Annotated in this window: 20 protein-coding genes, 6 tRNA genes and 1 pseudogene; 15 read left to right on the forward strand and 12 right to left on the reverse strand. The window is 69.8% G+C overall.

Going from position 1 to position 24253, the window contains the following annotated elements; translation table 11 throughout:
* The first annotated feature begins 163 nt into the window (after positions 1-163).
* Entirely contained in the window at positions 164-1012 is an 849-nt protein-coding gene (locus tag C4J65_RS17505; RefSeq protein WP_115743249.1) for a hypothetical protein, read from the forward strand.
* Positions 1013-1545: 533 nt separating this feature from the next.
* A complete protein-coding gene (bldC, locus tag C4J65_RS17510; RefSeq protein WP_003949541.1) occupies positions 1546-1752 on the forward strand; it encodes a developmental transcriptional regulator BldC in 207 nt (68 codons plus the stop codon).
* A gap of 440 nt (positions 1753-2192) precedes the next feature.
* Here the strand turns inward: bldC and C4J65_RS36685 are convergent, their stop codons facing one another.
* The 7 genes from C4J65_RS36685 to C4J65_RS17550 form a co-directional block, all read right to left on the reverse strand.
* On the reverse strand, positions 2193-2387 hold the full coding sequence (locus C4J65_RS36685) for a DUF6274 family protein (RefSeq protein WP_102930089.1): 195 nt from the start codon (positions 2385-2387) through the stop codon (positions 2193-2195).
* Between the two features lie 262 nt (positions 2388-2649).
* Positions 2650-2724, reverse strand: a tRNA-Asp gene (locus C4J65_RS17520).
* 104 nt (positions 2725-2828) lie between these two features.
* A complete protein-coding gene (gene hrpA / locus C4J65_RS17525) occupies positions 2829-6788 on the reverse strand; it encodes an ATP-dependent RNA helicase HrpA (RefSeq protein WP_115743250.1) in 3960 nt (1319 codons plus the stop codon).
* Between the two features lie 118 nt (positions 6789-6906).
* Positions 6907-6980, reverse strand: a tRNA-Phe gene (locus tag C4J65_RS17530).
* A gap of 24 nt (positions 6981-7004) precedes the next feature.
* Positions 7005-7079: transfer RNA gene (locus C4J65_RS17535), tRNA-Asp, on the reverse strand.
* A gap of 34 nt (positions 7080-7113) precedes the next feature.
* A tRNA-Glu gene (locus tag C4J65_RS17540) sits at positions 7114-7186 on the reverse strand.
* Positions 7164-8951 carry a metallophosphoesterase gene (locus tag C4J65_RS17550; protein WP_240330448.1) on the reverse strand — a complete coding sequence of 596 codons (1788 nt, stop codon included), beginning with the start codon at positions 8949-8951 and terminating at the stop codon, positions 7164-7166. Before C4J65_RS17550 ends, C4J65_RS17540 begins: the two co-directional genes overlap by 23 nt.
* A 71-nt stretch (positions 8952-9022) precedes the next feature.
* On the opposite strand from C4J65_RS17550, the gene C4J65_RS17555 reads away from it, so the two are divergent.
* The 5 genes from C4J65_RS17555 (at position 9023) to C4J65_RS17575 (ending at position 14377) form a co-directional block, all read left to right on the forward strand.
* The gene (locus tag C4J65_RS17555; RefSeq protein ID WP_011029427.1) at positions 9023-9373 is read left to right on the forward strand and encodes a metallopeptidase family protein; all 351 of its coding nucleotides are present in this window, start codon (positions 9023-9025) and stop codon (positions 9371-9373) included.
* Positions 9374-9510: 137 nt separating this feature from the next.
* Positions 9511-10068, forward strand: coding sequence for a hypothetical protein (locus tag C4J65_RS17560; RefSeq protein WP_115743251.1), 558 nt, complete (start codon positions 9511-9513; stop codon positions 10066-10068).
* 259 nt (positions 10069-10327) lie between these two features.
* Complete coding sequence (locus C4J65_RS17565; RefSeq protein ID WP_162833222.1) at positions 10328-12520, forward strand: DEAD/DEAH box helicase; 2193 nt, start codon at positions 10328-10330, stop codon at positions 12518-12520.
* Positions 12521-12649: 129 nt separating this feature from the next.
* Positions 12650-14185, forward strand: coding sequence for an amino acid permease (locus C4J65_RS17570; protein ID WP_115743253.1), 1536 nt, complete (start codon positions 12650-12652; stop codon positions 14183-14185).
* 119 nt (positions 14186-14304) lie between these two features.
* Positions 14305-14377: transfer RNA gene (locus C4J65_RS17575), tRNA-Lys, on the forward strand.
* Positions 14378-14531: 154 nt separating this feature from the next.
* Here the strand turns inward: C4J65_RS17575 and C4J65_RS17580 are convergent.
* The 3 genes from C4J65_RS17580 to C4J65_RS17590 form a co-directional block, all read right to left on the reverse strand.
* Positions 14532-14699: a hypothetical protein gene (locus tag C4J65_RS17580; RefSeq protein WP_162833223.1), complete on the reverse strand. Its 168-nt coding sequence runs from the start codon at positions 14697-14699 to the stop codon at positions 14532-14534.
* 317 nt (positions 14700-15016) lie between these two features.
* Positions 15017-15673, reverse strand: a complete 657-nt coding sequence (locus C4J65_RS17585) for a hypothetical protein (protein WP_240330449.1) — start codon at positions 15671-15673, stop codon at positions 15017-15019.
* Positions 15674-15775: 102 nt separating this feature from the next.
* Positions 15776-16072, reverse strand: coding sequence for a hypothetical protein (locus C4J65_RS17590; protein ID WP_115743256.1), 297 nt, complete (start codon positions 16070-16072; stop codon positions 15776-15778).
* Between the two features lie 928 nt (positions 16073-17000).
* Between C4J65_RS17590 and C4J65_RS17595 the strand changes: the two genes are divergently transcribed.
* The 4 genes and pseudogenes from C4J65_RS17595 to C4J65_RS17620 all read left to right on the forward strand — a co-directional run bounded on the left by C4J65_RS17595 (position 17001) and on the right by C4J65_RS17620 (position 20806).
* Complete coding sequence (locus tag C4J65_RS17595) at positions 17001-17420, forward strand: hypothetical protein (protein WP_115743257.1); 420 nt, start codon at positions 17001-17003, stop codon at positions 17418-17420.
* Positions 17417-19264: a PQQ-binding-like beta-propeller repeat protein gene (locus C4J65_RS17600; protein WP_115743258.1), complete on the forward strand. Its 1848-nt coding sequence runs from the start codon at positions 17417-17419 to the stop codon at positions 19262-19264. Before C4J65_RS17595 ends, C4J65_RS17600 begins: the two co-directional genes overlap by 4 nt.
* Before the next feature lie 261 nt (positions 19265-19525).
* Positions 19526-19954 (forward strand): annotated as a pseudogene (locus C4J65_RS17610) (TetR-like C-terminal domain-containing protein); the annotation flags it as partial.
* A gap of 468 nt (positions 19955-20422) precedes the next feature.
* Positions 20423-20806 (forward strand): hypothetical protein, encoded by a 384-nt coding sequence (locus tag C4J65_RS17620; RefSeq protein WP_115743259.1) that lies wholly within the window; start codon positions 20423-20425, stop codon positions 20804-20806.
* On the opposite strand, the gene C4J65_RS37055 is transcribed toward C4J65_RS17620, so the two are convergent.
* On the reverse strand, positions 20787-21746 hold the full coding sequence (locus C4J65_RS37055; RefSeq protein WP_115743260.1) for a MerR family transcriptional regulator: 960 nt from the start codon (positions 21744-21746) through the stop codon (positions 20787-20789). The two genes, C4J65_RS17620 and C4J65_RS37055, sit on opposite strands and share 20 nt — an antisense overlap.
* A gap of 46 nt (positions 21747-21792) precedes the next feature.
* Positions 21793-22047: a GntR family transcriptional regulator gene (locus tag C4J65_RS17630; protein WP_115743261.1), complete on the reverse strand. Its 255-nt coding sequence runs from the start codon at positions 22045-22047 to the stop codon at positions 21793-21795.
* A gap of 202 nt (positions 22048-22249) precedes the next feature.
* On the opposite strand from C4J65_RS17630, the gene C4J65_RS17635 reads away from it, so the two are divergent.
* The 4 genes from C4J65_RS17635 (at position 22250) to C4J65_RS17650 (ending at position 24218) form a co-directional block, all read left to right on the forward strand.
* A complete protein-coding gene (locus C4J65_RS17635; protein WP_115743262.1) occupies positions 22250-22576 on the forward strand; it encodes a hypothetical protein in 327 nt (108 codons plus the stop codon).
* On the forward strand, positions 22576-22875 hold the full coding sequence (locus tag C4J65_RS17640) for a hypothetical protein (RefSeq protein WP_115743263.1): 300 nt from the start codon (positions 22576-22578) through the stop codon (positions 22873-22875). Before C4J65_RS17635 ends, C4J65_RS17640 begins: the two co-directional genes overlap by 1 nt.
* 68 nt (positions 22876-22943) lie before the next feature.
* Positions 22944-24074 (forward strand): dihydrofolate reductase family protein, encoded by a 1131-nt coding sequence (locus C4J65_RS17645; protein WP_115743264.1) that lies wholly within the window; start codon positions 22944-22946, stop codon positions 24072-24074.
* Between the two features lie 70 nt (positions 24075-24144).
* Positions 24145-24218, forward strand: a tRNA-Met gene (locus C4J65_RS17650).
* Positions 24219-24253 lie beyond the last annotated feature (35 nt).

Raw genomic sequence — 24253 nt, forward strand, 5'->3', positions numbered from 1 at the left:
AGCCTGGGGGTGTCGGCCCGCCGCACAGTGCTCAGGATCACCTCCGCACGGAGTACGGGCGTGCGACGATTTGCAGAGATTCCCGCGCGTTTGTGATCCGTTGCCTCCGGTTTCCGCAGGTTCTCGCAGGTTTTCGCGTCGGTGCGCGGGGGAGGGAGCAGGCGTGCCCAAGGTGTCCTCGGTGATCGTCCCCTACGCGGCGTACCTGCGCGTGTACGAGCCGCTGGCGGCCTTCCCCGACGAGGAACGCGCCCACTGGACCCGCTACGCCCGCCGCCCCGACCGGCCCTCCTACCAGGACGAGCTGCGCCGCTCCCTGGCCGACCTGCTGCCCACCCCGCCCGTGGCGGTACCGGTGCACGAGAGCGCGGACGCCTTCGTGACCGAGGTGGACGGCGTGGTCTGCGTCTGCCCCTGGCGGACCCGGCTGCGCGGCTGGCAGGCCTTGGGCGACCTGGCCGAGGACTTCCCGGAGCCGGTCCTGGACGCCCTGATCCCACCCGTCGTACGCCGCCAGAGCGCGCAGGACTACGAGCGCTGGCTGGAGCGCAACCCGGACGCCCGGCCCTGGATCCGCACGGCCACCTGGCAGGTACCGATCAACTGGTTCGTGCTGGTCTCCGACGCGGAGCGGGAGTACGACGGGGGCGACGGCGCGTCGGCGGCCGCACCGGTGCTGCGCTACCGCACGCCGATGGTGCAGGCCCGGCGGCGGGTGGCCCGGGGGCTGCGGGCCCTGCGGGAGGCCGTGGACGAGGGGCCGCTCATCGACGGCCTGGTGGACGTGGGGCGCTGGCTGGAGGAGTTCCATCCGCGGTCGCTGGTCGAGCTGGACTACGGCGGACTGGTGCACGCCCTGCCGGCGGGCGAGTTGGAGGCGGACCACTCCGCGGCCGACGTGGCCGAGGGGATCGAGGCGCTGCGCCACGGCGACGGGGTTGCCGCGGGGGCGGCGTACGGGCGGCTGGTGGAGCGCTGGCGGGCGGTCCGGGACCGGCGCTCGGCGAACTGACGTTTGACGTACCGCCCGATGTGGGGTTTCGTCTTCCGCTCCGACACTTGTGCGGGATGGGCTGATCTCTTGCCGACAAGGGACGTAGGTCCCGATCCGGGCGTTTGCGTCAAGCGTGACGGACCGCACGTACATCACTCTTGCGCCGCTTCCCCCTCCTCATGCCAAAATAGGACAAGGAGCCCGGGGAGGGCTCCTTCCGTCCTGCCGTGATGCACTGTGGGTGGAATCTCGGCATTGCACGCTTTGGGGGGTCTGGTGACTCCTGATCGCCCCTGTGACTGATCGTCACAGAGGCGTGACTGTCCGCTATGGCATGGTCCATCGGCTTCCGTCGCTGATGAACACCTGGGAGGGCAATTCCATCGGTTTGGCCGACGCGGCTGGACAGATGGTGTAGTTGTAGTGCCGAGGACAAGCCGTTCGTCCTATAACCGACTCGACTCGCGTCCGCCATTTCGGGCAACGCGGGTCAAGGTGCAGAATTTAGAGGAATGAACCGAGAAGGTTCGGTTCTCCCGAGGAGGCCGCTCATGACCGCTCGCACCCCTGATGCCGAGCCGCTGCTGACCCCGGCTGAGGTCGCCACCATGTTCCGCGTCGACCCGAAGACGGTCACGCGCTGGGCGAAGGCCGGCAAGCTCACGTCGATCCGCACGCTCGGCGGGCATCGCCGCTACCGCGAGGCCGAGGTCCGCGCTCTGCTCGCGGGCATTCCGCAGCAGCGCAGCGAGGCCTGAACAACTGAATAACCGGGCAGAACGGCAGGTCCCCCTACCTGTCGCGGCGCCTGGAACCACAGCTCCAAGCGACGCCGTCCCTGCCCCAACAGAGGTGCGTCGTTGATCGCGCTGGACTCCGCCGGGTCCAGCGCGATTTTTTTGTGCCCGGGCCCGGACGGGTGTCCGGGCGTGTGCCGGGGTCCGTGTCCCCTCCCGTGTCCGGGCTTGTCGGAGTCTGGGGAGGGGTGTCGGATCGGCTGTGCGAGCGCCGCGAAGGTGGTGCAATTGCACATATTAAATTGATCAGTTGTAGGGGAGTCGTAAGTGCCACGGTTCCAAAAACTCATGCGGTGACACCCGTCACACGTCCCGGCGGTTGTTGAATCCCACGCCTGTGCGCTAGTGGAGGCGTGGCCTCCAGGAGGACTGTGGGGCAAGGGTGTTGGGGTGACGCGGTTTCATGCCGTGGGCGCGCTCCCGTCCTCGACGCCCTCTTGACGGCCTGTCGGAGACTGTGGCGCCGGCGAGTCCAGTGCGAGCCGCAGAAGCCGGTGACAGATCGGACAGTGGCGCGTCACGTGACCGTACGACGACGCGGCCGACAGATGCGCGCGGAGCAGGGCCCGCGTCTCGTGCCTGACCGATGTCGCCATACGCCACCTCCAGGGGGCACACGGGGGTTGTGCCCTGTCTTTGGAGTACCGAGCGAAAGTGACGCCGTCAAGGCCGCGGGAGGGCGGCTCAGGGCCGCTGAGGGCTTCCGGTGGCTCCCGACGGGATGCCGCCGCGTCCCGATTGCGGCTGCGCCGCGTGCGCGGCATCCCTCTCGGCAGGGCGGCGAGCACGCGGCGGCCCGTGAGGGGCGGTGGCACGGACAAGGCCCCGCGTCGATTCCTCGACGCGGGGCCTTTGTTGCGGTCCTGACGGGATTTGAACCCGCGGCCTCCACCTTGACAGGGTGGCGAGCACTCCAAACTGCTCCACAGGACCAGGTTTCGCGGCGCTTCTTGTGCGTTGCGCTGCGAGAAGAGACTGTACAGGAGGGTGGGCCGCCGGTCGAACTCACCCTCCGTACCGGGTCCGTCACGGCCGTGTCAGGGTGCGAGGGCGTCGATGGCCTTCACGATCCGCTTGTCGGAGACCGGGTACGCCGTGCCCAGCGCGTGGGCGAAATAGCTGACCCGCAGCTCCTCGATCATCCAGCGGACGTCCAGGACCTGCCGCGGCACCGGCCGCCCCTGCGGCATCTGCTCGAGGAGCCACGCGTACTCGTCCCGCATCTCGTGGACCTTCTCCATGCGGGACGTGTCCCGCTGGACGCCGGTCGGCATCTGCTGCAGCCGGCGGTCCGCGGCGACCAGGTAGCGCATCAGGTCCGGCAGCCGCCCGATCCCCGCCTCCGTCACGAAGCCCGGCTTCACCAGCGCGTCCAGCTGCCCCCGCACGTCCTGGAGGTTCGCCAGCAGCGCCGGACTGCGCACGGCCTTCAGGCGGCGCTCACAGGCCTGCCAGGCCGCCAGCACCTGCTGTACCTGGCCCACCGTACGGACCGTCGTGTCGACGATCTCCGCGCGGACCTTGTCGTAGAGCTTGCGGTACGACTCCTCGTCCCACGCCGGGCCGCCGAAGTCCGCGATCAGCTTGTCCGCCGCCGCCATGGCGCAGTCGTCGAACAGCGCCTGGATCGAGCCGTGCGGATTCGCGGACAGGCCCAGCTTCTGCTGGTTGGTCAGCTTTTCGGACGCGAACTTCCCGGGATTGACCGGGATGTTGCGCAGGATCAGCCGCCGCGTGCCCCTCCACATCGACTGTGCCTGCTCGGCCTCGGTGTCGAAGAGGCGGACGGAGACGGTGTCCGCCTTCGGCCCGTCGTCCACCAGCGCCGGATACGCCTTCACCGGCTGACCCGCCCGGCGGGTCTCGAAGACCCGGGTCAGCGTGCCGATCGTCCAGTCCGTCAGCCCGGAGCGCTCCAGGGACTCGCCGCCGCTGCGCTCCGCGGTGGCCGCGGCGGCCTGCGAGAGCGCCTTGCGCGCCTTCGGGCGCAGCCGGAGCTTCAGCGCCTCCAGGTCCTTGTCCTCGGCCAGCTTGCGCCGCCGCTCGTCGACGATCCGGAACGTGATCTTCAGGTGGTCGGGGACCTTCGCCCAGTCGAAGTCCTCCGCGTCGAACGGCACCCCCACCATGCGCTTCAACTCCCGCGCCATGGTCACCGTCAGCGGCTCCTGGAGCGGCACGGCACGGTCCAGGAACGCCTGGGCGTAGTTCGGCGCGGGCACGTAGTTGCGGCGGACCGGCTTGGGCAGGGAGCGGATCAGCTCCGTGACGACCTGCTCGCGCAGACCGGGGATCTGCCAGTCGAAGCCCTCGTCCGTGACCTGGTTGAGCACCTGGAGCGGCACGTGCACGGTCACGCCGTCGGCGTCCGCACCCGGCTCGAACTGGTACGTCACCCGGAACTTCAGCGGCCCCTGCCGCCAGGAGTCCGGGTAGTCGTCCTTGGTGACCGCCCCCGCCCGCTCGTTGATGAGCATCTCGCGCTCGAAGTCGAGGAAGTCGGGCTGCTCGTGCCGCTTGTGCTTCCACCACGAGTCGAAGTGCGCACCCGAGACGACGTGTTCCGGCACCCGCTGGTCGTAGAAGTCGTACAGCGTCTCGTCGTCGACCAGGATGTCCCGGCGCCGGGCCCGGTGCTCCAGCTCCTCGACCTCGGTCAGCAGCTTGCGGTTGTCCGCGAAGAACTTGTGGTGCGTGCGCCAGTCGCCCTCCACCAGGGCGTTGCGGATGAACAGCTCGCGGCTGATCTCCGGATCGATCCGCCCGTAGTTCACCTTGCGCTGCGCCACGATCGGTACGCCGTACAGCGTGACCTTCTCGTACGCCATCACCGCCGCCTGGTCCTTCTCCCAGTGCGGTTCGCTGTAGGTGCGCTTGAGGAGGTGCCCGGCGAGCGGCTCCACCCACTCCGGCTCGATCTTCGCGTTGACGCGGGCCCAGAGCCGGGAGGTCTCCACCAGCTCCGCCGACATCACGAACCGCGGCGGCTTCTTGAACAGGGCCGAGCCGGGGAAGATCGCGAACTTGGCGTTCCGGGCGCCCACGTACTCGTTCTTCGCGCCCTCCTTGACGTCCTTCATGCCGACATGGGAGAGCAGCCCGGCCAGCAGCGACACGTGTACGCGGTCGTCGGGTGCGGCGTGCTCCTCGTCGTTGAGGTGGATGCCCATCTGTCTGGCGACCGTGCGCAGCTGCGTGTAGATGTCCTGCCACTCGCGGATGCGCAGGAAGTTCAGGTACTCCTGCTTGCACATCCGGCGGAAGGACGACGAGCCGCGCTCCTTCTGCTGCTCGCGCACGTACCGCCACAGGTTCAGGAAGGCGAGGAAGTCGCTGGTCTCGTCCTTGAACCGGGCGTGCTGCTGGTCCGCCTGGGCCTGCTTCTCCGCGGGGCGCTCCCGCGGGTCCTGGATGGACAGCGCGGCGGCTATGACCATGACCTCGCGGACACAGCCGTTCTTGTCCGCCTCCAGCACCATCCGGGCCAGCCGCGGGTCGACGGGCAGCTGGGCGAGCTTGCGGCCGGTGTCGGTGAGCCGCTTGCGTACGTCCTTCTGCGCCGGGTCGAGCGCGCCCAGCTCCTGGAGCAGCTGCACGCCGTCGCGGATGTTGCGGTGGTCCGGGGGGTCGATGAACGGGAACTTCTCGATGTCACCGAGGCCGGCGGCGGTCATCTGGAGGATGACGGAGGCGAGGTTGGTGCGGAGGATCTCCGCGTCCGTGAACTCCGGGCGCGCGGTGAAGTCGTCCTCGGAGTACAGCCGGATGCAGATGCCGTCGGACGTACGGCCGCAGCGGCCCTTGCGCTGGTTGGCGCTGGCCTGCGAGACCGGCTCGATGGGCAGCCGCTGGACCTTGGTGCGGTGGCTGTAGCGGGAGATGCGGGCGAAGCCGGGGTCGATGACGTACTTGATGCCCGGCACGGTGAGGGAGGTCTCGGCGACGTTGGTCGCGAGGACGATCCGGCGCCCGGTGTGCTGCTGGAAGACACGGTGCTGCTCGGCGTGCGAGAGCCGCGCGTACAGCGGCAGCACTTCGGTGAACTTGTATCTCTTCTTCTCCAGCGCGTCCGCCGTGTCCCGGATCTCCCGCTCGCCGGAGAGGAAGACGAGGATGTCGCCCTTGCCCTCGCCCATCAGCTCCTCGACCGCGTCGGTGATCGCCGTGATCTGGTCCCGGTCGGCGTCGTCGCCGTCCTCCTCGAGAAGCGGCCGGTAGCGCACCTCCACGGGATACGTCCGCCCGCTGACCTCGACGATCGGTGCGTCGCCGAAGTGGCGCGAGAAGCGCTCCGGGTCGATGGTCGCCGAGGTGATGACGACCTTCAGGTCCGGCCGCTTGGGCAGCAGCTGGGCGAGGTAGCCCATCAGGAAGTCGATGTTGAGGGACCGCTCGTGGGCCTCGTCGATGATGATCGTGTCGTAGGCGCGCAGTTCGCGGTCGGTCTGGATCTCGGCGAGCAGGATGCCGTCCGTCATCAGCTTGATGAAGGTGGACTCCGGGTTCACCTGGTCGGTGAAGCGCACCTTCCAGCCGACGGTCTCCCCGAGCGGGGTGTCCAGTTCGTCCGCGACCCGCTCCGCGACGGTGCGCGCGGCGATCCGGCGGGGCTGGGTGTGCCCGATCATGCCGCGGACACCACGGCCCAGCTCGACGCAGATCTTCGGGATCTGCGTGGTCTTGCCGGACCCGGTCTCACCGGCGACGATCACCACCTGGTGATCACGGATGGCCGCCGCGATCTCGTCCTTCTTCTGGCTGACCGGGAGCTGCTCGGGGTAGCCGACGGCCGGTACGCGTGTCCGGCGTTCACCGATGCGCTGCTCGGCCTTGGCCACCTCCGTCTCGATCTCGGCGAGGACGGCGGCGCGAGCCTCCGGTTTGCGGATCTTCCGCGCACCCTCCAGCCTGCGGCCGAGCCGGTGCGCGTCGCGCAGCGACAGCTCGGTCAGCCGGGGGGCGAGGGTGCCGAGGGCGGGGGCAGGATGCGTAGACATACGGGTTCCAGGATCTCATCCTCGGGAAAAACCTGGCGAACGCTTTTGCCGCGGCGTCCGCACAGGCAACGCAGGCAACTACAACAAGGCCCCGATCCGAAGATCGGGGCCTTTGCTGTGGCTGGGGCCGGGGTCGAACCGGCGACCTATCGCTTTTCAGGCGATCGCTCGTACCAACTGAGCTACCCAGCCGCGAGGTTTCACGTGAAACCTCAGCGGTCCTGACGGGATTTGAACCCGCGGCCTCCACCTTGACAGGGTGGCGAGCACTCCAAACTGCTCCACAGGACCAAGCTTCGTACGACAGTGTCGCACATGTACTGCGTGCCCCCAACGGGATTCGAACCCGTGCTACCGCCTTGAAAGGGCGGCGTCCTAGGCCGCTAGACGATGAGGGCTATCGGCCCGCCTGGGCGCTTCGCAGCGCGTCGGGGACGTGAGAAGCATATGGGATGGCGGGAGGTATCGCCAAAACGGTTTACGGGGTGCCGGGGGCGGGGCTGCCCGGGGTGGCGGGAGAGCGGACGCCGGCAGAGGGGGAGGAGCTGGGGGCGGAGGGGACGGGCCGGTGGGGGAGGGTGACGGGCCCGTGGGGGAGGGTGACGGAGTCGCGCCCGGCTGGTTCTCCTTCGGCAGGTGGCGGCTGACCTCGGCCGTCGTCAGGCCCAGGCCGCCCAGCTCGATCTCGTCCCAGGCCTGGAGGCGCCGGGAGTCCCGGTCGAAGTAGAGGATGGACGCCTGGATGGGGTCGGGGTACTTGCCCTCGACCGCGCGCAGGCCGCTGCCGCCGGTGGAGCCTTCGACGCGCAGCCGGGTGCCGTACTTCATGACCTCCATGTCCTCGTGGTGGAGGTGCCCCGCGAGGACGAGGGGAACATCGCCGTCGACCTCGCGGGCGGCCGACGGTTCGTGGGCGATGGCGATGTCCACGGGGGTGCCGGCCGCGCTCTGGTCGCGCAGGGCGGAGGCGAGGCGGGCGCCGGCCAGTTCCTGGGAGGCCTCGGCGCCGTCCGCCTTGGAGCGGTCGGGGGTGTACTGCGGGTCGCCCATGCCGGCGAAGCGCAGACCCGCGACGGTCCGGGCGTGGCCGTCGTCCAGGACGTGCACGTTCTTCAGGTGCTTCAGGTACTCCTGGGTGCCGCGCGAGTCGTGGTTGCCGCGGACCCAGACGTAGGGCGCGCCGAGGTCCTCGATGGGGTCGAGGAAGCCGTTCTCCGCGGCCGTGCCGTGGTCCATCGTGTCGCCCGAGTCGACGATCACGTTCACCTTGTACTGCTCCACCAGCGAGCCGATGATCTTCCAGCTCGCCGGGTTCAGGTGGATGTCCGACACGTGCAGTACGCGGATCGTGGTCGGGTCGGGCTGGTAGGCGGGGAGCGTCGAGGTGACGTCGTAGAGCTTGGTCACGTTGGTGACCAGGCGTGCCAGTTCCTTCTGGTAGACGTCGAACTCGGTCACGATGCTGCGCGCGTTGCCGACCAGGGAGGGCGCGGAGGAGAGCAGGCCGGAGAACTTCGGCTCCAGGACCGAGTCGGGGTTCCAGGTCGCGTACGCGGTGCCGCCGGAGGCGACCAGGAGGGTGAGGGCGAGGCCGCCGGCGGCGAGGGCGCGCCGGGGGCGGCGGTAGACGAGGAGGCCGAGGGCCGTGGCGCCGGTGACGACGGCCACGCAGGAGCGGACGGCGAGGTCGAGGGTCCCGTGCTCGACGTCCTGGGCGACCTCGTCCTGGAGCCCGGAGAGGCGTTCGGGGTGGTCGACGAGGGCCTGGGCGCGGGCGGGGTCGAGCTGGTCGACGTTGACGTCGAGGCGGACCGGGGCGACGTGGCTGTCGAGCTGGAGGGCGCCCAGCGGCGAGACGTTGATCTTCGTGCCGCCGGCCAGCGACGGGCGCAGGGTCATCGTCGTGTTCATGGGGCCGACCGGGGCCCGGACGTCGCCGACGACCAGCAGCCCCAGCCAGGCACCGAGCAGGACGACGGCGACCAGACCGGCGGCCCGGGTCCAGGGGTGTGAGCGGGCGGCGAGTTCGGGGGTGGCGGACGTGGGCCGGCCGGGGCGTGCGCGCCGGTCGCGGTAGCGGCGGGTGAGGGTGCGCGGGACGTTGCGGATGGGGTTCATCACCTCGGCCAGGGCGTGCGGGGCTGCGGCGGGGACGCGGGCCATTGGTCCCGTATGCCCGTGGCCCGGGACGGATATGCGGGTCGTACTCCACGGTCGTACCCGACAATGGGCCTGTGCTGGAGATGACGCGCGAGGAGTTCGAGGAACTGGTCGCCGAGGCCCTGGACCGGATCCCGCCGGAGCTGACGCGGCTGATGGACAATGTCGCGGTGTTCGTCGAGGACGAACCGCCGGCGGACGATCCCGAGCTGCTCGGGCTGTACGAGGGGACGCCGCTGACGGAGCGCGGGGAGTGGTACGCGGGCGTGCTGCCGGACCGGATCACCATCTACCGGGGGCCGACGCTGCGGTTCTGCGCGACGCGTGAAGACGTGGTCGCCGAGACCGAGGTGACGGTCGTTCACGAGATCGCCCACCACTTCGGGATCGACGACGCCCGGCTGCACTCCCTCGGGTACGGGTGACCCGCGCGCGGGTGCGGACGGGGGGCCACGGGTACGGGTGACGCGCTCGGGTCAAGTCCGCCTCGCCGGGCGCGTGTCCTCTTGTGGGTGACGGGAGTTGGGCACGTCGACTCCTTGACCCCCGGAGGTGGCCGCCCGTGCGCCCCTTGTACGTACCTGTCCGTATGGCCGCCACCGCCCTGGCCGTGGTCGCCGCCGCCGGCTGCATGAGCGTCGGCGACGACGAGTCCGGCGGGGGCGCCCGGCCGTCCCACTCCGCCGGGGAGCGGGGCGGCGAGGTACCGGAGGGCGGCCCCGCGGTCTCCGGGGGGAACGCCGGGTACGACGCGGCGGCGGCCGACGAGGGGCACGGCAAGGGGAGGAAGGCCGCGGGCGGGGACGGGGCCGGGGGCGACGGCAAGGGGAAGAGCGGGGAGGGCGGCAAGGGAAAGGGCGCGTCCGCCCCGGCTCCCCCCGCCGCGCACCCGACGGGTGCCCCGCCGCCGAACGGCGGGAACGACGGGCCCGAGCCCACCCGGACGCCGCCCGCGGAGCCCACCCGGACGGCGGAGCCGGAGCCGACGCCGACCGACGAGCCGCCCGCCTCCCCGACGCCGGACCCGACGGTGGCCGAGCCGTCCTCGTCGGCGCACGAACCGCCCGGCACCCAGCTGGAGCAGCGGGAGCCGGCACCGGCTGCCGGGATGCCGGCGTAGGACGGACCGCTCGCCGAGCCGGACCGACGACGGGCCGCTGAGCTGGGCATGTGCTGCCGGTTTGCCTTCAGGGGTGGGGGGTGCGTATGGTGGTAGATCGTTTGATCCCATTTGCCCGGCGCCACCGCAGAGCGCGCCGTGTGGCGCGTACTCTCCCCTTGCCGTGGTGGACCGCATCGAGGCGGTCGTATTGCGAATCGCGATTCACGGAGTTGACGGGCGCGTGCCGACGAGAGACTCCGGAAGGTTTCGCATTCGCATGTCCATGACCAGTACTGACCACGTCGTCGTGCCCGGAAACGCCGAAGGCGTTGAGGGCGCGCCGGAGGCCGTCGAGGCCGTAGACGCCTCCGCGACCACCGAGTCCCCGGAGGCCGTCGAGGCTCCCGAGACCGCTCCCGAGCCGACGTTCGCCGACCTCGGTCTGCCCGAGGGTGTCGTGCGCAAGCTCGCGCAGAACGGCGTGACCACCCCCTTCCCCATCCAGGCCGCGACCATCCCGGACGCGCTGGCGGGCAAGGACATCCTTGGCCGGGGCCGCACCGGCTCCGGCAAGACCCTCTCCTTCGGTCTGCCGACCCTGGCCACGCTGGCCGGCGGCCGCACCGAGAAGCACAAGCCCCGCGCCGTCATCCTCACCCCGACCCGCGAGCTGGCCATGCAGGTCGCCGACGCGCTCCAGCCGTACGGCGACGTCCTCGGCCTGAAGATGAAGGTCGTCTGCGGCGGTACCTCGATGGGCAACCAGATCTACGCCCTCGAGCGCGGCGTCGACGTCCTGGTCGCCACCCCGGGCCGGCTGCGCGACATCATCAACCGCGGCGCCTGCTCCCTGGAGAACGTGCAGATCGCGGTCCTCGACGAGGCCGACCAGATGTCCGACCTGGGCTTCCTGCCCGAGGTCACCGAGCTGCTCGACCAGGTCCCGGCCGGCGGCCAGCGGATGCTGTTCTCCGCCACCATGGAGAACGAGATCAAGACCCTGGTCGACCGGTACCTGAAGGACCCGGCGCTCCACGAGGTCGACGCCGCCCAGGGTGCGGTGACGACCATGTCGCACCACATCCTGGTCGTGAAGCCCAAGGACAAGGCGCCGGTCACCGCGGCCATCGCCTCCCGCAAGGGCCGCACCATCATCTTCGTCCGCACCCAGCTGGGCGCCGACCGCGTCGCCGAGCAGCTGCGCGACGCCGGTGCCAAGGCGGACGCGTTGCACGGCGGCATGACCCAGGGCGCCCGCACCCGCACGCTGGCCGACTTCAAGGACGGCTACGTCAACGTCCTGGTCGCCACCGACGTCGCCGCCCGCGGCATCCACGTCGACGGCATCGACCTGGTCCTGAACGTGGACCCGGCCGGCGACCACAAGGACTACCTGCACCGCGCGGGCCGTACGGCGCGCGCCGGCCGCACCGGCACCGTCGTCTCCCTCTCCCTGCCGCACCAGCGTCGCCAGATCTTCCGGCTGATGGAGGACGCGGGCGTCGACGCCACGCGTCACATCATCCAGGGCGGCGCCGCCTTCGACCCCGAGGTCGCCGAGATCACCGGCGCCCGGTCGATGACCGAGGTCCAGGCCGAGTCCGCGGGCAACGCGGCGCAGCAGGCCGAGCGCGAGGTCACCCAGCTCACCAAGGAGCTGGAGCGGGCCCAGCGCCGCGCCACCGAGCTGCGCGAGGAGGCCGACCGCCTGGTCGCCAGGTCCGCGCGGGAGCGTGGCGAGGACCCGGAGACGGTCCTGGCCGAGGTGGCCGCGACCGTGGCCGAGCCGGAGGTCTCGCTGCCGGAGCAGTCCGGCGCCCGGGACGTGGAGAAGGCGGAGCGCGGCGGCAACGACCGCGAGCGCTCGTACGAGCGCCGCGACTACCGTCGTGACGACCGCGGTGACCGCGGTGACCGCGGTGGGCGCCCCTTCGAGCGTCGTGACGACCGTCGGGACGACCGTGGTGGGCGTTCGTTCGAGCGTCGTGACGACCGTGGTGGTTTCCGTCGTGATGACCGTCGGGACGACCGTGGCGGCCGTTCCTTCGAGCGTCGGGACGACCGGGGTGACCGTGGTGGGCGTTCGTTCGAGCGTCGTGACGACCGTGGTGGTTTCCGTCGTGATGACCGTCGGGACGACCGTGGCGGCCGTTCCTTCGAGCGTCGGGACGACCGGGGTGACCGTGGTGGCCGCTCGTTCGAGCGTCGTGACGACCGTGGTGGTTTCCGTCGGGACGACCGTCGGGACGACCGTGGCGGCCGTTCCTTCGAGCGCCGGGACGACCGGGGCGAGCGCGGTGGCCACCGTGGCAGCGACCGTCCGTTCAACCGCGACCGCCAGGGCGACCGCCCCGGCTTCCGTTCCGGTGGTCACGACCGCCCGTACGGTCGCCGTGACGACCACCGCGGTGACCGTGGTCCGTCCTTCGGCCGCCGTGACGACAAGCCGCGCTGGAAGCGCAACGGCTGACGCCTGAACACCTGAGACGCGCCGTGGCCTCCGCCCTGACGGGTGGAGGCCACGGCGCGTCGCGTTGCGGTCCGGTTTCGGCCACCATGTGACGCATGTCACGCCCATCGCGAGGGAATTGCTGGGGGCATGACAGATGACGCCAAGGCGAGTGGGCTGTCGGACGAGGAACGGCTGGCCCAGCTCGGCTACACCCAGGTTCTGGCCCGCCGCATGTCGGCGTTCTCCAACTACGCGGTCTCCTTCACGATCATCTCGGTCCTGTCGGGCTGCCTGACCCTCTACCTCTTCGGCATGAACACGGGCGGCCCCGCCGTCATCACGTGGGGCTGGGTGGCCGTCGGCCTGATGACGCTCTTCGTCGGCCTGGCTATGGCCGAGATCTGCTCGGCGTACCCGACCTCGGCGGGCCTGTACTTCTGGGCGCACCGCCTGGCACCCCCGCGCACGGCGGCGGCCTGGGCCTGGTTCACCGGCTGGTTCAACGTGCTGGGCCAGGTCGCGGTCACCGCCGGCATCGACTTCGGCGCCGCGTCCTTCCTGGGCGCCTACCTGAACCTCCAGTTCGACTTCGAGGTGACGCCGGGCCGCACGATCCTGCTCTTCGCCGCGATCCTGATCCTGCACGGCCTGCTGAACACCTTCGGCGTCCGCATCGTCGGCCTGCTGAACAGCGTGAGCGTGTGGTGGCACGTCCTGGGCGTCGCGGTCATCGTCGGCGCGCTGACCTTCGCGCCCGACCACCACCAGTCGGCGTCCTTCGTCTTCGGCGAGTTCGTGAACAACACGGGCTGGAGCAGCGGGGCGTACGTCGTCCTCATCGGTCTTCTGATGGCCCAGTACACCTTCACCGGCTACGACGCCTCCGCCCACATGACCGAGGAGACGCACGACGCGTCCACGGCGGGCCCGAAGGGCATCGTCCGCTCCATCTGGACCTCCTGGATCGCGGGCTTCGTCCTCCTCCTCGGCTTCACCTTCGCGATCCAGTCCTACGACGGCGCCCTGACGTCCCCGACCGGCGCCCCGCCCGCGCAGATCCTCCTGGACGCGCTGGGCGCGACGGCGGGCAAACTCCTCCTCCTCGTCGTGATCGGCGCCCAGCTCTTCTGCGGCATGGCGTCGGTGACGGCCAACAGCCGCATGATCTACGCCTTCTCCCGGGACGGCGCGCTGCCGTACTCCCACATCTGGCACTCGGTGAACCCGCGCACCCGCACCCCGGTCGCGGCGGTCTGGCTGGCCGCGCTGGCCGCCCTGGTCCTGGGCCTGCCCTACCTGATCAACGTCACGGCGTACGCCGCGGTGACGTCGATCGCGGTCATCGGCCTCTACATCGCGTACGTCATCCCGACGCTGCTCCGCGTCCGCAGGGGCGCCGCCTTCGAACGCGGGCCCTGGCACCTGGGCCGCTGGTCGCAGCCGGTGGGTGTGATCGCGGTGACGTGGGTCGGCGTCATCACGGTGCTGTTCATGCTGCCCCAGGTCTCCCCGGTCACCTGGGAGACCTTCAACTACGCGCCGATCGCCGTCCTGGTCGTGCTGGGCTTCGCCGCCACCTGGTGGCTGGTCTCGGCCCGGCACTGGTTCCTCAACCCCGACCACGAACGCACCCGCACCCGCGCGGCCGCCCACGCGAACGCCCCCGAGCCGGTGGACCCGTAGCCCCCGGGCTCCCACTCCCCTCCGACGCGGCCGTGACCCCGATACCCGATCGGCGTCCCGGCCGCGTCGGGCTATGCTCGGTGTGGCAACATCACGCAGCACCGCGCGACACACCGCCTGGGCCCTTAGCTCAATTGGCAGAGCAGTGGACTTTTAATCCATTGGTTGTGGGTTCGAGTCCCACAGGGCCTACCGAGGCCAGGGCCGTTCTGTGGCTCTGATCAGCGGTTTCGTGGCCCCGACCAGTCCTCCTGGCCGGGGTCACGCCACGCGTGAGTCCGTCTGCGTGAGCGGGTGAGTCAACGGGCAGTGTGACCTGTTCAGCTGCCACGTCCTTTCTTAGGGTTCACCGCCCAGGCTTGGTCCCCTTTGTGGCATCGAAGGCGTTGGTGAGTCCGTCGAGGCGGTCGGCAAGCTCCCCGAGCCGATCCGCCTGTGCCGTGAGGGACTCCGACAGGCGGCGCAGATCGTCGGAACTGTGCGGATGCCAGTCGCCATCCATCTCGACGTTCATGAAGGGGACGTGACCGGGTGGGCGCTCGGTGAAGGGGCGCTGTTCGAAGCACGCACGCAGAACCACCGGCGTGCCACGGCTCGTTGGGACTGTGAATTCGTAGACAGGGCTCGCGTGCGTGATGTCGACGCGGTAGCCGCCGGGCTGATGCTCTGTCTTGCTTCCGGTACACCAGCCGGGCTCCCAGACGGTGACGGGCCCGTGGTCGCACGTGGGGACAGTTACTGTCCGGGACGAGTTGTCAGGATTCGGCATGAGCGCGTTCCTTGGTTCCGTGGTCATCGGCCCAGGCCGGCATTTGGGGGGAGGACTCCGGCTCAGTCTTCGTTCAGGAGTTCAGCCGCGGCCTTTGGGTCCATGAGGGTCGACCAGGCTTGCTCGGCGGGAAGAAGGGGGCGGCTGGGGAGGGCGTACTCGGGGTACCAGGCGGTGGGGTCGCAGCCGGGGACATGGCGCAGGATGACCGCGATGAGGTCGTCGGGTACGGAGCCGGTGATGCGCACCGCAGCATAGGTCTCATGGCCGTCGTCGGCGCGTACGAGGATGCCGAGGCGGAAAGCGGGAAAGTCGGCGGCGTGTTCATGCCCGTCGTGCAGCGATCCACGAGCCAGCTCCCGGACAGCCGCAGCGAGATCGCGGACGAGCCGGGCACCGGCCTCGAGTTGGTAGCGATCACGGTCGTTCTGGTCAGGGAGGAGACGCCCGACGTACGTCGTGGTGCTCAGAGGCTGGCGGCTGTTGGCGTTGTAGTGGGCTCGTGCGGCCCTCGCGGTCGTCTCCAGGGCTGAGTAGAAGTCGTCCGGTGAACCGTCCTCGCGTTGCCCGGCAGCGATTAGCCAGGGCAGATCCTCGTCGGTCCAGACCGCTCCGCGCCAGCGTTGGACCTTGACCTTGAAGAGGACCTCATCATCGATCGAGCGGATGCGCTCATGGCCGGCCCCGTCGTCGGCGAAGTGTTCCCGGGCCTTGGACAAGATCGGATGATCCAGTTCGTCGAGCGGTTCCCGGGCTGACGGTAGCGGTAGTTTCAAGTCCTCGCGGAGCGCGCGGAGGGTAGGTCGAGCGGGCCGCACGGATCAGTCGTCCTCGCCTACTCCGCCGAGTTCCTTGATCCGCTCCGGTGACAGTCCGGTGAGCAGCGAGACGCTCGATTCCACGGATCCGTCCAGCTTGCGCATCTTCTCCAACATGCTGGCCCGAACCTCCTCACGGCGGATCTCCAAGTAGGTTCGGACGGCTTCGGCGACCAGGTCCTTCTTAGTCATCCCCAGAAAATGCGCGCCGTCCGCGATCAGCTCGTCTATGGCTGCATCGACCTTCAACGGAGCGGTCGTACGGGTTGTCCGACCGCGGGCTTCCTCTGTGATTCTCATGCTCACACCCTCTCTGGTACCAGAAGGTTCTGGTACCAGAAGGTACTCCTATTCTTCTCTACTTTCTAATGATAGGTGGACAGCGAAGCGCCTGCTCGACCTGCTTGTCGGTCTCGATAGACACTGCGCTCGTCCCGTCGGCGGACCACCTCGCGTCGGTGCGGGCCTCGGGCCGCTGAACTGGGCGAGGCCACTCTCGTGGTCGAGCCCGAAGTGCGACTGCGGGTTGGTGGGGTCGCGTCAGTGCTCGCAGGTGCGCTTCTGCCGCCCAGCGAGTGCACGATGGACTGCGTCGTCCGGATGGCCGCCTGCGCGTCCCACTCTGGCCGCCGCGCCATCCGGGTGGCGCCGAGACACCAGGTCATGCGGCCTCCGCGCATGAGAAAGGCCCCAGCCGTGCGGCGGGGGGAGAGAGAGGCGGGGCAGCCGCTACGCGGTGGGTCTGATCCGTTCCACGTGGGAGTAGGTGCGGGTCGCGGTGGTCACCTGGAAGTCCGGGGAGACCTCGAGGAGGCCGAGGGACTTCTGGACGATGCCGGCCATGTCGTCCGTGCCCGGGGGTGTCGGTGGACACCGCCACATCGAAGGGGACCGTGTCGTCGCTGGCCGGGCCGTACTGTTCGCGGTGACCTTCCCCTGGCTCTGTGCCGGGCCTGCGGGGTGCCGAAGGCATGCCAGTGCTCCTGTTCTCGTTGATCCAGGTTGAGGTGACGCGGATGGTGATCCCGTTGGTGATGCTGTCCGTGGCGGTGCGGAGCGTGACGGCACTAGCCGTGCCGTCGAGGTCCTCAGCTCAACAACGGCCAAGACGGTAGGCGGCCAGCGCGAAGCCACGCGTAGAGGGGCGATTCTCTGGAGAACCCACCGCTGCACGGTCACTGCCAGTAAGGTGCTCTGGACACAAGGCAGAGATCGCGGGACGTGGGGAATGAGTAAGACCGTACGGCTGGAGTTGATGGGGCTTTCAGACACCGACGACGACGAACTCCTCAGCTTGGGCAGCCAACTGCGCCGCTCTCTCCTCGAACTCGATGTGACAGACGTACAGTTGGCGCGTTCCCGCGGTGATGTCCCGGCAGGGGCGAAGAGTGGTGAAGTGATCGCTGCCGGAGCGGTTGCTGTCACCGCCGCCCCTTTGGTCCTACGGCAGGTGCTCAAGTTTGCCGAGATTTGGTTGCAGAACCGTCCAGTTCGCGGCATCAAGGTGGAACTGGACGGCCGCACGATCGAGTTGAGTGACTCTTCGGATGTTGAGCGGGAACGGCTGATCGACGCCTTCCTGGCCCATGGCGGGGCACCCGACGAAGATGAGACTGGCACTGTGCAGCCGCAGCCCTCGGCCTCATGACCGCCCAGGCATTGGGCGATGGCCACCGTAGGGCTCTGCTCATCGGCACGGGAACATACGACCACCCGGAACTCTCCAAGCTGCTGTCTCCGGAGGCGGACTGCGCTGGATTGACCGAGGTTCTGCGTGATCCAGAGATTGGCCAGTTCGAGGTCCAACAACTGGTCGACGCCGATCGGTCCATGCTGGAGCGAGCGATCGAGGAGTTCTTCCTCACCGCGCGACGGGATGACGTCTGTCTGCTGTACTTCTCGTGCCACGGGGTCAGAAACCGCAGCGACAAGCTCTACTTTGCCGTTCGGAACACCGATCCGGAGCGCCCCGCGCACTCGGCGATCTCCGCGAGCTTCGTCCACGACATGATGGATGAGTGCCGTGCCCGCAGCGTTGTCGTGGTGGTGGACTGCTGCTACAGCGGATTGTTCATTCCTGGCGCCAAGGGGAGTGAATCGGCAGGCTTCGAAGAGGTACTGGCTGGCCATGGCCGTGTCATCGTCACTGCTGGCACCCGGATGCAGCGAGCCTGGGAAGGGGATCACTCCGCCGCGGAGACGCCTGCACTCTCGCGCTTCACCTCAGCGATCGTCGAAGGCTTGCGCAGTGGTGACGCCGACCTCAATGGCGATGGTCTTGTCACCCTTCAGGAGTTGTTCAAGTACACCTCTGAGCGGCTCCACCTGGAGGGGGTCAAACAGACGCCGCGGATGGGTGGCGAGATGCAGTACGACATACCGCTGGCCAGGGTGAAGAAAAAGCGTCGGCAGCGGTCTTCGCGTACCAGCAAGAAGACGCCGAGCCGTCGGACTGCCGGCCCGTCCCCCACCCGTCGAGCTGTAGTGCCCTGGCGGGTTTCGGCCGCTTCGGGCTCCGCTCGTCAGCCTGTCCTGTCCGACGACACCTTGGTAGTGCACGAAAAGTACAGCCTGCACGTGTTCGACGCCGAGTCCCGCCGCCGGTACCCGCTGATTCAGACGAACTATCCTGGCAGCGCCGTCTTCCACAGTGGCACTGCCTACTTCCCAGGCCCGGGTAGCTTGCTGCGAAGCGTCGATCTGCGAACGGGGAAACCCCGTCGGTCTGCCCGGCTGCAAGTCTGTGACGGTCTTCTAAGCATCTCCGCAGATACTCTGTACGCACCGAGCCCGGACGGCTCCCTGCACTCGATCGATGTCCGGTCCGATGGCGTTCGCTGGTCACAAGGGTTGGGGCAACCAGCTGTCTGCTGCCCTCCTGAAGTGGCTGCAGGCAGTGTGATTGTCATGACTGAGGAGCCCCGGCCTCTGGGTGACACTACGGTCTCCGTGGAGAAGGGCGTCCAGGCGGTCCTGGAAGCCACAGGCCAACCAAACTGGTCTTACCGGCCCGATAGGCCGCTTTCCGGAGAATGGGCCGTCACCGACTCCGGCATCTACTTGGTCCAAGAGGTCGATCTCTCTCGCCAGAGGATTGTCGCCGTCGACCCGACGAACGGTGAACCGCTGTGGCGGTTCGATGCAGCCGCCAACCTCGCTGTCGCTCCGGCTGCGGTGAGGGGATTGGTGGTGTTCGGTGATGTGGACAACCGGCTTGTCGCCCTCGATGCAAAGAGCGGTGCCCGGCTATGGGAACGGAAGACCAAAGGGCGTGTTCTCACCCGGCCGTTTGCGGTAGGCGACACTCTCTTCACTGCTGACCGTGCGGCGACGTTGACAGCTTGGAGACTCCCCGTCGGCCGAAAGCTCCGCTCTTACGACGTGCTTCTGAGTGCTGACCGCCAAGGGGCCCCAGCCTGTACCAATGACTGGCTATACCTGACAGACTCCCACGGGGATATGCGCGCCTTGCCTACGAAGCTTCGCGCGTGAGCGATGCGTGAGCGGATGGAGTGGCACGGGCTGGTTCGGCGCGAACCCGAGTATCACGTGAGCGTGCTCTGGCCTTGATGGTTCTGGACTCCGAAGCGGCTCTCGGACTCGCCCCTATATCTCGGCCAGGACTTTTAATCCATTGGTTGTGGGTTCGAGTCCCACAGGGCCTACTCGTCGGACCCCGGCTCACAGCAGGACTGAGCTGGGGTCCTGTTCGTCCGTGCGGCGGCCTCTTCCAGTTGCGTGACGGTGCCCGACATGATCGTCCGGCCGTGTTCGGTGATCTGGGGGGTTCACCGCACCACGGTCTACCGGCGTCGGCGCGACGTGGGCGGGCTGCTCGTCGACGTCATCGACGCGGCCGGCGAGATGGACGGGCAGCCGCCGGACACCGAGGAATCGCTCGTCGTACGGCCGTCCTTCGCCGTCGCCCTGATGGCCGAGTCGTTCCACTCAGAGCAGGCCGCGCGGGCCCAGACGTGACTGTGGGTGGACCGGTACGCCCAGTGCGAGATCCTCGTCGAGCGCGCCGTCGAGCGGGGCGAACTCCCCGCACCGGCCGCACCAGCCGTGCGAGCCGCAACGGATCTGGACGCCCGCAGCCTGCTGATCGCCGCTACGGCGCCGCTGTACCACCAGCTGGTACTCCTGCGCGCCGATCCCGACCCGCGGCTTCCGGAGCGGGCGCCTTCTCCGTCCCCCGGGGAAAGGGCGCGGGACCGGGGGCCCTTCGGACCGACGGGTAGAGTCCTCGGCATGGGCACAACTCCCCTCGATGGCAGCTTGGTTGACCTGCGGCCCCGCCGAGTCACCCCGCGCCGTCTCGGCGCCGCCGCCGTGGTCTACGGCGTGTTCGTCGCGGGCTGGTACCTGGGGCAGCCCGTGACCCCCGAGTGCCACGTCGACCGGGCCGCCCTCGACCGGGCAGCCGAGCGGTACCGCCCCGGTCCGTCTCCCACGCCCGCGCCCGCGTACAGCCCGATTCCGCCGCCGTCGGCGTATCCGGGTCGCAGCTCGCTCGCAGACGCCCACACGGTGCAGACCCCTGAAGTCATGTCCCTGACCTTCACCTCCTACGCCGTCGCCTGCACCAACGACATGGGCGAACGCCCTCGTCTCCGAGCCTGGTTCGACGGCGGCTGGGAGTAGAGCGGGATGCCCGCCTGGATGACCCTGCGCCGCCTCGGCGTCGTCACCACCCTGTACGCCGTGTTCCTGGCCGGGTGGTGGCTGGGCCAGCCGGTGCGGTCCGACGGCTGCGTCGAGGACCGGCCCGCCGCCGGGGCGGACGGCCGTCCCGCGCCGGTGGAACCGGCCGACCCCGGCCGGTACTTCGACAACCTCGACATCGACTTCGGCCTCCTCGACTGGGCCGACGACCTGGACGGCTACCGGGACGGCGAGTACGGCCCCAGCGACTACGGGTACGACCTTCAGGGCGGCCCGCAGACGTACGACACGGCCGGTGCCGACTACGCCCCCTGCTCCTACAAGAAGCGCGCCCGCCTGCTCGCGTGGGTCAACGGCGACTGGGGCTGACCCGGCCGGGCCGGCGGAGGGCCTGGACCATCCAGGGCTGGAAGGGCAGGTGGCCGGGGACGACCTGCCAGTCGTTGAGGGTCCAGACCAGGCGCCAGTACCGCTCGACCAGCGGGTCGTGCCCCGCCGCGAACCGCCCGGCCAGCCACTCCCGCAGCTCCGGGCCGTCCGGGCGGTCGAGTACGGCGGCGATGCGCGCCACGACGGCGTCGACGACCGGGGCGGCCTCGTCGCCCTCCGGGTCGATGCCCGCCGCCCTGGCCTCGGCGACGGTCTGCCGCACGAAGGGGATGAGGTCCGCCACCGCCTCGGGGGCCACCCCCGGCAACAGGTCCTCGTCGGCGGGCGGGAGGGCCGCACGGGCCATGCGCTCGCGGAAGTCGTCGTCGGCGACGAGTTCGGCCAGCTCCACCCAGGCGGAGAGCTGGGCGTCGGAGGGCTCGTCGGGGAGTTCGGGCAGGGCGGTGCGCAGGGCGGCGGCGGCGTCGCGGGCGTGGGGCGTGCCGGCCTCCAGGGCGGCGATGAAGTCGCCGATCAGGCGCCGTCGTTCGTCGGAGGTGAGGCGGGCGATCCGGTGCATGAGAACTGTCTCCTCGGGGCTGGCGTCGCGCCGGGCAACGAGCCGCAGCACGCTGTGCCGCAGCCGCAGTGCGCGGATCTGGAGGGCGGTGGCGTCGGCGTGCGCGGCGGCGACCTCGGCGATGGTCAGGCCACCGTCCAGGACGCGGCGGACCGTGCTCAGATCGACGTCCAGCTCCCGCAGGACGCAGATGAGGTGGAGCCGGTCCAGCGCCGCCTCGCCGTAACGGCGGTAGCCGGCCGGGGTGCGGTCGGTGGGAGGCAGCAGTCCGGTGTCCGAGTAGAACCGGATCGTCCGTACGGACACGCCGGTACGGGCCGACAGTTCACCGATCGAGTGCGGGGGCGTCGCGCCGTTCATGAGCCCACCCTGCGGTCTCCAGCCACTGGAGAGTCAAGGCGGGGCGTCAGCCGGAGGGCTGGTCCTCGTCGTCGGCGGCGGGCGGCCGCTCCACGACGAACGACCCCTTGCCGCGCACGGTGACGATGAGCCCCCGTTCGCGGAGCTCCTGCGCGGCCCGGCGCGCGGTGAGTCGCGCCACGCCGTACTCGTCGGCGAGATGGTTCTCCGACGGGATGGGCCTGTCCGGCGCCAGCGCTCCCGACTCGATCTTCTTCGTGATGACGTCGGCGAGTTGCACGTAGAGCGGCCGCGCGCTCATCGGGTCCAGGGAGGTCGAGGGCTCGGGTTCTGTATCGCTCACATGTCCAACGTATGCATCCGCCGACCTACACGTACGAGTGGATTCCTCTGCACTTGTATGCAGAGGGCTATGCCCCGCCCGTACGTTGATCCACACAAGACCCCGGCGAGGTGGCTAGACCTCCCGGGGCACGGCCAACGCTTACGCAAGGAGCGTCGACATGCCCGACCTTATCCACCGCATCGCCCATTGGCTGACCCTTCTCCTCGGTCCCGGCACCGGAACGCACCGCGCGGGCGCCCCGCGCCACCGAGCCCGGACCACCCCTCGCCCCACCGTCCCCGCGAGCCTCCCCCTTCACCACTCCCCGTACTGCCGTCACCTCCCCCTCGACGGCGCCGCCTCCCGCCTCGTCCGCCCCTACCTCGCCGCCCACGACCAGGAACGAGACCGCCAACGGCACCGCCGCCTCGCCCTCGTGCTCGCCGCCGACTTCGGCATCGACCTGGACCAGCACGTCGTCGGCGCGCGGAAGGCGGCCGCGTGATGACACCGCACACCGCGCTACGGCTGCTGCCCTGGCTGTCGGCCGAGGGCAAGCCCTGCTTCCTCGCACCCGGCGACGGCAGCGGGTACGTGTCCCGGCTCGCCGACGAGACGGAGGTCCGGCAGCTCGCCGAGGGGCTGGACGTCCTCCGCACGGCGCGCGGTGTCCTGGACGACCCGGTGTCCCCGAACGCGGAGGTCCGCTACACCGCGATCCGTCTGACCGAGTGCCTCGCGGACGCGCTGCGGGTGGCGGAGTCGAGGGGGCGGCGCCTGTCCACGGACCACGGTGAACCGTAGGAACGGGCGCGGCGCCTAGTGTGTGCCCGCCGGAACCCGCCGCCCGTCTGCCTCCCGGAGTGCCACCCATGCCCCTCCCCCACGTCCTCCTCTCCGCCGCCGTCTCCCTCGACGGATACCTGGACGACACCGGCCCCGAACGGCTGCTGCTCTCCAGCCCCGCCGACTTCGACCGGGTCGACGAGGTGCGGGCCTCCGTGGACGCGATCCTGGTCGGGGCCGGGACGATCCGGGCCGACAATCCGCGGCTGCTGGTGAACTCGGCCGAGCGGCGGGCGGCCCGGGTCGCGGACGGCAGGGCGGAGTACCCGATCAAGGTCACCGTCAGCGGCGGCGGCGAGCTGGACCCGGCGGCGCGGTTCTGGCACACGGGCGGGGACAAGGTGCTGCTGACCACGGACGACGGTGCCCGGCGGGCCCGCGCGCTCGGGATCGGTGCCGACGTGGTGTCCCTGGGGCCGGACCTCGACTGGCGGGCGGCGTTGGAGTACCTGCACGACCGGCGGGGCGTGCGGCGGCTCATGGTGGAAGGGGGCGGGACCGTCCACACCCAGTTGCTCCAGCAGGAACTCGCCGACGAGCTGCAGCTCGTTCTCGCGCCGCTGCTGGTCGGGGACCCGGCCGCACCCCGGCTGTTCGGGCCCGGTGCCTACCAGGGCGGGCGGCTGCGGCTGATCGGGACGCGGCGGATCGAGGACGTGGTGCTGATGCGGTACCTGCCGACCGCACCCGGCACCGGTGACCGCGTCGCCGCCGCCGACCGGCACTGGCTGCGGCTCGCCTGCGAGCTGGCCGAGCTGTGTCCGCCGTCGGACACCGCGTTCAGCGTGGGGGCGGTCGTCGTCGCCGCCGACGGGAGCGAGCTGGCACGGGGATACTCGCGGGAGGGCGGTGATCCGGTCGTGCACGCCGAGGAGGCCGCGCTCGCCAAGGTGGACCCGGAAGACCCGCGGCTCGCCCGCGCCACCGTCTACAGCAGCCTGGAGCCCTGTGCCCGCCGGGCCTCCCGGCCCGCCCCGTGCGCCCGGCTGATCCTCGACGCGGGGGTGCGCCGGGTCGTCACGGCCTGGCGGGAGCCGGACACCTTCGTGGCGGGAGCGGACGGCAGCGGGGTGCTCACCGCCGCGGGTGCCGCCGTCGTCGTACTGGCCGAGTACGCGCAGCGGGCGAAGGCACCCAACCGTCACCTGGAGGGGTAGGGAGAGCGGGGCGCGGAGATACCGATGTGCATTCCGCCCCCGGGATGACGTACAGTGGTGAACACAACGACGCGGGGTGGAGCAGCTCGGTAGCTCGCTGGGCTCATAACCCAGAGGTCGCAGGTTCAAATCCTGTCCCCGCTACTGAAGGCCGAGGGCCGGAATCCGAAAGGGTTCCG

Origin of the sequence: Streptomyces sp. CB09001, assembly GCF_003369795.1 — a bacterium.
Classification (GTDB): Bacteria; Actinomycetota; Actinomycetes; order Streptomycetales; family Streptomycetaceae; genus Streptomyces.

Coding starts and splice junctions, on each gene's coding strand:
- bldC (WP_003949541.1), top strand. CDS start 1,546: ATGACCGCTCGCACCCCTGATGCCGAGCCGCTGCTGACCCCGGCTGAG.
- C4J65_RS36685 (WP_102930089.1), bottom strand. CDS start 2,387: ATGGCGACATCGGTCAGGCACGAGACGCGGGCCCTGCTCCGCGCGCAT.
- hrpA (WP_115743250.1), bottom strand. CDS start 6,788: ATGTCTACGCATCCTGCCCCCGCCCTCGGCACCCTCGCCCCCCGGCTG.
- C4J65_RS17550 (WP_240330448.1), bottom strand. CDS start 8,951: ATGGCCCGCGTCCCCGCCGCAGCCCCGCACGCCCTGGCCGAGGTGATG.
- C4J65_RS17565 (WP_162833222.1), top strand. CDS start 10,328: ATGTCCATGACCAGTACTGACCACGTCGTCGTGCCCGGAAACGCCGAA.
- C4J65_RS17570 (WP_115743253.1), top strand. CDS start 12,650: ATGACAGATGACGCCAAGGCGAGTGGGCTGTCGGACGAGGAACGGCTG.
- C4J65_RS17580 (WP_162833223.1), bottom strand. CDS start 14,699: ATGAACGTCGAGATGGATGGCGACTGGCATCCGCACAGTTCCGACGAT.
- C4J65_RS17590 (WP_115743256.1), bottom strand. CDS start 16,072: ATGAGAATCACAGAGGAAGCCCGCGGTCGGACAACCCGTACGACCGCT.
- C4J65_RS17595 (WP_115743257.1), top strand. CDS start 17,001: ATGAGTAAGACCGTACGGCTGGAGTTGATGGGGCTTTCAGACACCGAC.
- C4J65_RS17600 (WP_115743258.1), top strand. CDS start 17,417: ATGACCGCCCAGGCATTGGGCGATGGCCACCGTAGGGCTCTGCTCATC.
- C4J65_RS17620 (WP_115743259.1), top strand. CDS start 20,423: ATGCCCGCCTGGATGACCCTGCGCCGCCTCGGCGTCGTCACCACCCTG.
- C4J65_RS37055 (WP_115743260.1), bottom strand. CDS start 21,746: ATGAACGGCGCGACGCCCCCGCACTCGATCGGTGAACTGTCGGCCCGT.
- C4J65_RS17630 (WP_115743261.1), bottom strand. CDS start 22,047: ATGAGCGCGCGGCCGCTCTACGTGCAACTCGCCGACGTCATCACGAAG.
- C4J65_RS17635 (WP_115743262.1), top strand. CDS start 22,250: ATGCCCGACCTTATCCACCGCATCGCCCATTGGCTGACCCTTCTCCTC.
- C4J65_RS17640 (WP_115743263.1), top strand. CDS start 22,576: ATGACACCGCACACCGCGCTACGGCTGCTGCCCTGGCTGTCGGCCGAG.
- C4J65_RS17645 (WP_115743264.1), top strand. CDS start 22,944: ATGCCCCTCCCCCACGTCCTCCTCTCCGCCGCCGTCTCCCTCGACGGA.